The following is a 4,470-nucleotide window of genomic DNA, read 5'->3' on the forward strand; positions in this document are numbered from 1 at the left end:
ATTGAGATTGACCACAACGATATTTTAAGAGGCAATGTCACAATCGCCATTGCAGCACTTAAACATTTTAACAGTGGTGGCACCCAGCTTGGGGACCACTTGTCAGCGATTTAAATCAACCACATTTAACAATTGAACAATTTAAAAATAGGTCTTTGAGTAAAACACAAGTTTTGCTCAAAGGCCTATTTTGGTGTTTTAACGATTATTTCAGAAATGTTCACTTACGAAAGCGACCGTCTCTTTTAATGTACCAAATCATGACAACAACCATCAATAACGTGAGAACAACCGTATAAAACCAGGCCTGATCGGCACTTGCCAAAGGCAGCTTAACGTTCATTCCATAAAATCCGGATACGATTGGTGGGATTGCCAAAACTAACGACCAGATTGTCAAGAACTGCATGGTCTGATTTAATTTATTGTTCAAAATATTGCCAAAGGCCGATTCAGTTTCACTGACGACATCGCCCACAACATCAAACATCGTTTGGCACTGCTTATACTCAATTAAGAGGTCCGAAATAGCTGCCATGGACTGCTGCATCAAGCTGGACGACAACGTCACATTGGTCTTAATTGTCGGCTGTAACTCCTGTAAAGCCACCAAATTCCCCGCCGTCGCCGATCTTAAGTAAACCAAGCTGGTTTTTAAAGCGGCCAACTCATCCAAACTATGGTTGCTGATTGAACGTTGATGCATCCCCTCAAGTTCTTCAGCTTTATGGCTGATCACATCCAATTGATCGAAATAAGGAGAAATCGTATCAAACAAAATTGAAATAATGTGCTCAACCACCGATGGGTATTCAACTTGAGCCCCATCTGACAGCATTTTCCCCTGTTTTTCATCGTGACAAACCGTCACTAATAACGTGTTGCTGAATCCCAAAAAGATTGGCATCGTCAACATTCGTTCTGACGATTGATCAGCAATCGCCCGTACCACCAGCGCACCAAACCCTGACAACTCATCATAGGTTGCCCGGGGCTGCTCATGGCGGTCCATCATGTAACTTTGAAATTTAACGGGGGTTTGGTAATCATTGGTCACCTGGCGTAATTCTTCTTTTGTTGGCGAAATTACCTCAACCCAAGTGTATGAAGCAAGTTTGTGGATTTTGATCATTTTTGTCCCTCATAAATGACTAATTGATTGTTTATACTAAATTTTAGAAGGTTGGCTGCCGGATTTCAACCTGAGCTGGTTTAGGAACGTGATTTCCTTGAGATCAGCTGATAAATCACCAGCATCGATCCAATGGAAATAAGTGAAATGATCATGGCGACCCGAGTGGCCTCATTGATCAATAAGAAGCCCAAAATAAAGACGAAAAATGCCAGCGTGAGGTAATCGGTAATCGGATATCCGGGCATTTTAAAGACCGAACTGCCCTTGGGGTGTTGCCTGCGATACAGGATATGAACGATGATCAAGACCACCCAGACCACCACAAAGTTAATCGTGGAAACGGATGACACCAGGTTAAAGACACCAGCTGGAATGAAGTAGTTTAAAACGACGATAATCAGCAGAAATGCCGTCGAAAAGTTTAACGCAATGTTGGGGACCCCATTTCGACCGAGCCGCGTGAGAAATGACGACGCATTCCCACCCATACTCAGTGCGTACATGGTCCGACTGGTACTAAATAAACAACTGTTGGTAGCCGATACGGCAGCCGTCAAAACCACAAAGTTTAAGATCCCGGCAGCACCTACGATTCCAATGCCGGAAAAAACCTGAACAAATGGGCTGGCCGTTGTTGTAATCTTATCCCAAGGGTAAACACTCATCACCGCAATCATCGACCCAACGTAAAACAACCCAATTCGAATCGGCAGACTGTTAATGGCTTTAGGCAGGTTTGATTCCGGATCATCGGTTTCACCGGCGGTCAGCCCCACCATTTCAATGCCGACAAAGGCAAAAACCACCATCTGAAATGACATTAAGAACCCGTGCGCCCCAGTTGGGAAAAAGCCGCCGTGGCTAATCAACTGACTGAATGAAGCGGTCGAGCCGTCAACGTTGGCATGAAAAAGTGCTAAACCAAAGCCAACGACCACCAAGAGAATAATGGCCACGACTTTAATCATTGAAAACCATGATTCCATTTCACCAAACAAGCCGACGTTGACCATATTGGCACCAAATAAACACAGCAAAATAATCAGAGGAGGAATCCATTGAGGCACGTTTGGAAACCAGTACTTAATATAGATTCCGGTCGCCGTCAGGTCTGCCATTGCCAAACTGATCCAGCAGAACCAGTAGGTCCAACCCGTCACAAATTCCCAGCGGTCTCCGAGGTAAATTTTAACAAAGTCCAAAAAAGAATGTTTGCTGGTATCCGACAATAGCAGTTCGCCGATTCCCCGCATCAGTAAAAAGCAGAAAGCACCGACAATCAGGTACGATAAAATAATCGAGGGGCCAGAAGTATGAATCGCCGAACCGGACCCCAGAAACAGGCCGGTTCCGATGGCACCACCAATAGCGATCATCTGAATGTGACGACTTTTTAGTGAACGTGATAGTGCATTTTTCTGATCATGATTTTCCATAACTTCCTCCTTAGTTGTTTGAACAAAAAAAGCCCCCAGTACCAATTACAGTACCAGGGGCGTTAGTCAACGCGGTTCCACCCAAGTTCTACAATACAATATGTATTGCCTCTTATTGCAGATAAGGCTGCCGCCAGTAAGTATTTGCCATATCGGTGCCAACTTTCAGCAAGTGTTGGCTCTCTGTGAATAATAACAAGTATACGAGCCATATTTAAAATGTCAACCCCAAATTGTAAACACTTGTTCATTATTTGGGTACACTAACATTTTTATCCAGCTAATTAGTTGATTTTTCCCGCATTCCCGTGTATGTTTGACGTAATAAAAGTTGATTGGACTTTTAACCAATCTGATTTATGGAGGTTATCAAAATGGATTCGCATACTGCTTTATTAATTATTGACTACACAAACGATTTTGTTGCTGATAAAGGTGCCTTAACCTGTGGTGCTCCCGGTCAAAAATTGGAACCGGCACTCATCAATTTAGCCGATCAATTTGTCCAAAATGGCGACTGGGTCATCTTACCGACCGATGTTCATAAACCAAACGACCCCTACCATCCTGAAACCAAGCTGTTTCCCCCTCACAATGTTAGAAATACCTGGGGAAGAGAATTTTACGGCAAGCTGGCTGACTGGTACCAGGATCACCAAAAAGACGATAAAGTTTACATGTACGACAAGACGCGTTATAGTGCGTTTGCCGGAACCGATTTGGATATCCGACTGAGAGAACGTCACGTCGATACGGTCCACCTGGTAGGCGTCTGCAGCGACATCTGTGTCTTGCATACAGCAGTCGATGCGTACAATCTTTCTTACAACATTGTCGTTCATAAGAGTGGCGTCGCAGGGCTGACCCCTGAAGGAAACGATTGGGCCTTGAATCATTTTGAACACGTTTTAGGTGCCAAAGTTGAGGACTAATCAGATTTGATTTTGCAAAAATCCGATTTTTAGTGTTTAATGTTCTTCAGTAGACAAAATATAGTTTCGAGTGAAGATGGTGTAAAGCAATGTTTTACTGCCATCTTCTTGGCGTTCTCTAATTATTTTGTACTAGGGAGGAACAACGATGGCTAATAAAGTATCCAGGTACAATAACGAGCAGTGGGAAACTGCCAAAGAAGCGGTTTTACAAGAATATGAAGATTACAAACAAACGCTTCGGGAGCAAGGAGTTGATTACACCATTAAAAATTCGCGGCAATTACTGATCTATCAAGATTTGGTCGCTGAATGGCAGCACAAATTGGGAACGGTTATTACCGACCTTGAAGACAACGTGTTTGCCCTGACCATTTTTGATGATCTCAAAAAGCGAAAGGTCAGCTCGCTTCTTGCCCGCGGTTATGAGCACATTTCCAGCTGGCCTGATTTCAACCCAACCGCTTTGGCACTTTGGCTTGAGTTGGAAGAAGACGAAGCAATGGCATAAGGATATGCGAGGTGAGTTCAATGTCTCATTTTGATCTTTCAATGGTTGTCACGATCGCACTGGGATTGATTTTGATGGTCCTGACCGATAACCGACCATTTGCAATCACCTTGGCCACATTGGTGATACTCGTTACCATCATTTGGACCATCCAAAAAAAGGTAGCCGTTACTCAATCAAAAAATCATGATAAAACCAAGGGTGTTTAATGACGCCTTAATGAGGATTTACGGTGACTTTTCAAACGTCAAAGAGGCCTGTGACAAAACGAATCACGTTTTGTCACAGGCCTCTTTTTTTGCTCATTTGTCCTTCTTTTTATCAGTTTTCTTATTATTTTTGAGATATTCTTCACGGGTCTGAAGTTCCTTGACGTGAATTTTAATCTCGGTTGGCTTTAAATCCGTCATCTCAGTAATCGTCTGAGTTAATTTAGCGGTAATCTTTTTGAAGACG

5 protein-coding genes are annotated in these 4,470 nt (G+C 43.2%); 3 read left to right on the top strand and 2 right to left on the bottom strand.

The window, feature by feature from the left end:
- Positions 1–220 precede the first annotated feature (220 nt).
- Both AB3112_RS08555 and AB3112_RS08560 read right to left on the bottom strand, forming a co-directional pair.
- The gene (locus tag AB3112_RS08555) at positions 221–1,132 is read right to left on the bottom strand and encodes a magnesium transporter CorA family protein (RefSeq protein ID WP_084975176.1); all 912 of its coding nucleotides are present in this window, start codon (positions 1,130–1,132) and stop codon (positions 221–223) included.
- Between the two features lie 80 nt (positions 1,133–1,212).
- Positions 1,213–2,571 (bottom strand): amino acid permease, encoded by a 1,359-nt coding sequence (locus tag AB3112_RS08560; protein ID WP_084975174.1) that lies wholly within the window; start codon positions 2,569–2,571, stop codon positions 1,213–1,215.
- Between the two features lie 374 nt (positions 2,572–2,945).
- On the opposite strand from AB3112_RS08560, the gene AB3112_RS08565 reads away from it, so the two are divergent.
- From AB3112_RS08565 to AB3112_RS08575, 3 genes are all read left to right on the top strand, one after another.
- Positions 2,946–3,503 (top strand): cysteine hydrolase family protein, encoded by a 558-nt coding sequence (locus tag AB3112_RS08565; protein ID WP_367334294.1) that lies wholly within the window; start codon positions 2,946–2,948, stop codon positions 3,501–3,503.
- Positions 3,504–3,651: 148 nt separating this feature from the next.
- Entirely contained in the window at positions 3,652–4,014 is a 363-nt protein-coding gene (locus AB3112_RS08570) for a hypothetical protein (protein ID WP_057910505.1), read from the top strand.
- 20 nt (positions 4,015–4,034) lie between these two features.
- Positions 4,035–4,223, top strand: coding sequence for a hypothetical protein (locus AB3112_RS08575; RefSeq protein WP_057910506.1), 189 nt, complete (start codon positions 4,035–4,037; stop codon positions 4,221–4,223).
- Positions 4,224–4,470: the final 247 nt, after the last annotated feature.

It is taken from the genome of Lentilactobacillus sp., assembly GCF_040773105.1.
GTDB classification, from domain to species: domain Bacteria; phylum Bacillota; class Bacilli; order Lactobacillales; family Lactobacillaceae; genus Lentilactobacillus; species Lentilactobacillus parabuchneri.

Coding starts and splice junctions, on each gene's coding strand:
- AB3112_RS08555 (WP_084975176.1), bottom strand. CDS start 1,132: ATGATCAAAATCCACAAACTTGCTTCATACACTTGGGTTGAGGTAATT.
- AB3112_RS08560 (WP_084975174.1), bottom strand. CDS start 2,571: ATGGAAAATCATGATCAGAAAAATGCACTATCACGTTCACTAAAAAGT.
- AB3112_RS08565 (WP_367334294.1), top strand. CDS start 2,946: ATGGATTCGCATACTGCTTTATTAATTATTGACTACACAAACGATTTT.
- AB3112_RS08570 (WP_057910505.1), top strand. CDS start 3,652: ATGGCTAATAAAGTATCCAGGTACAATAACGAGCAGTGGGAAACTGCC.
- AB3112_RS08575 (WP_057910506.1), top strand. CDS start 4,035: ATGTCTCATTTTGATCTTTCAATGGTTGTCACGATCGCACTGGGATTG.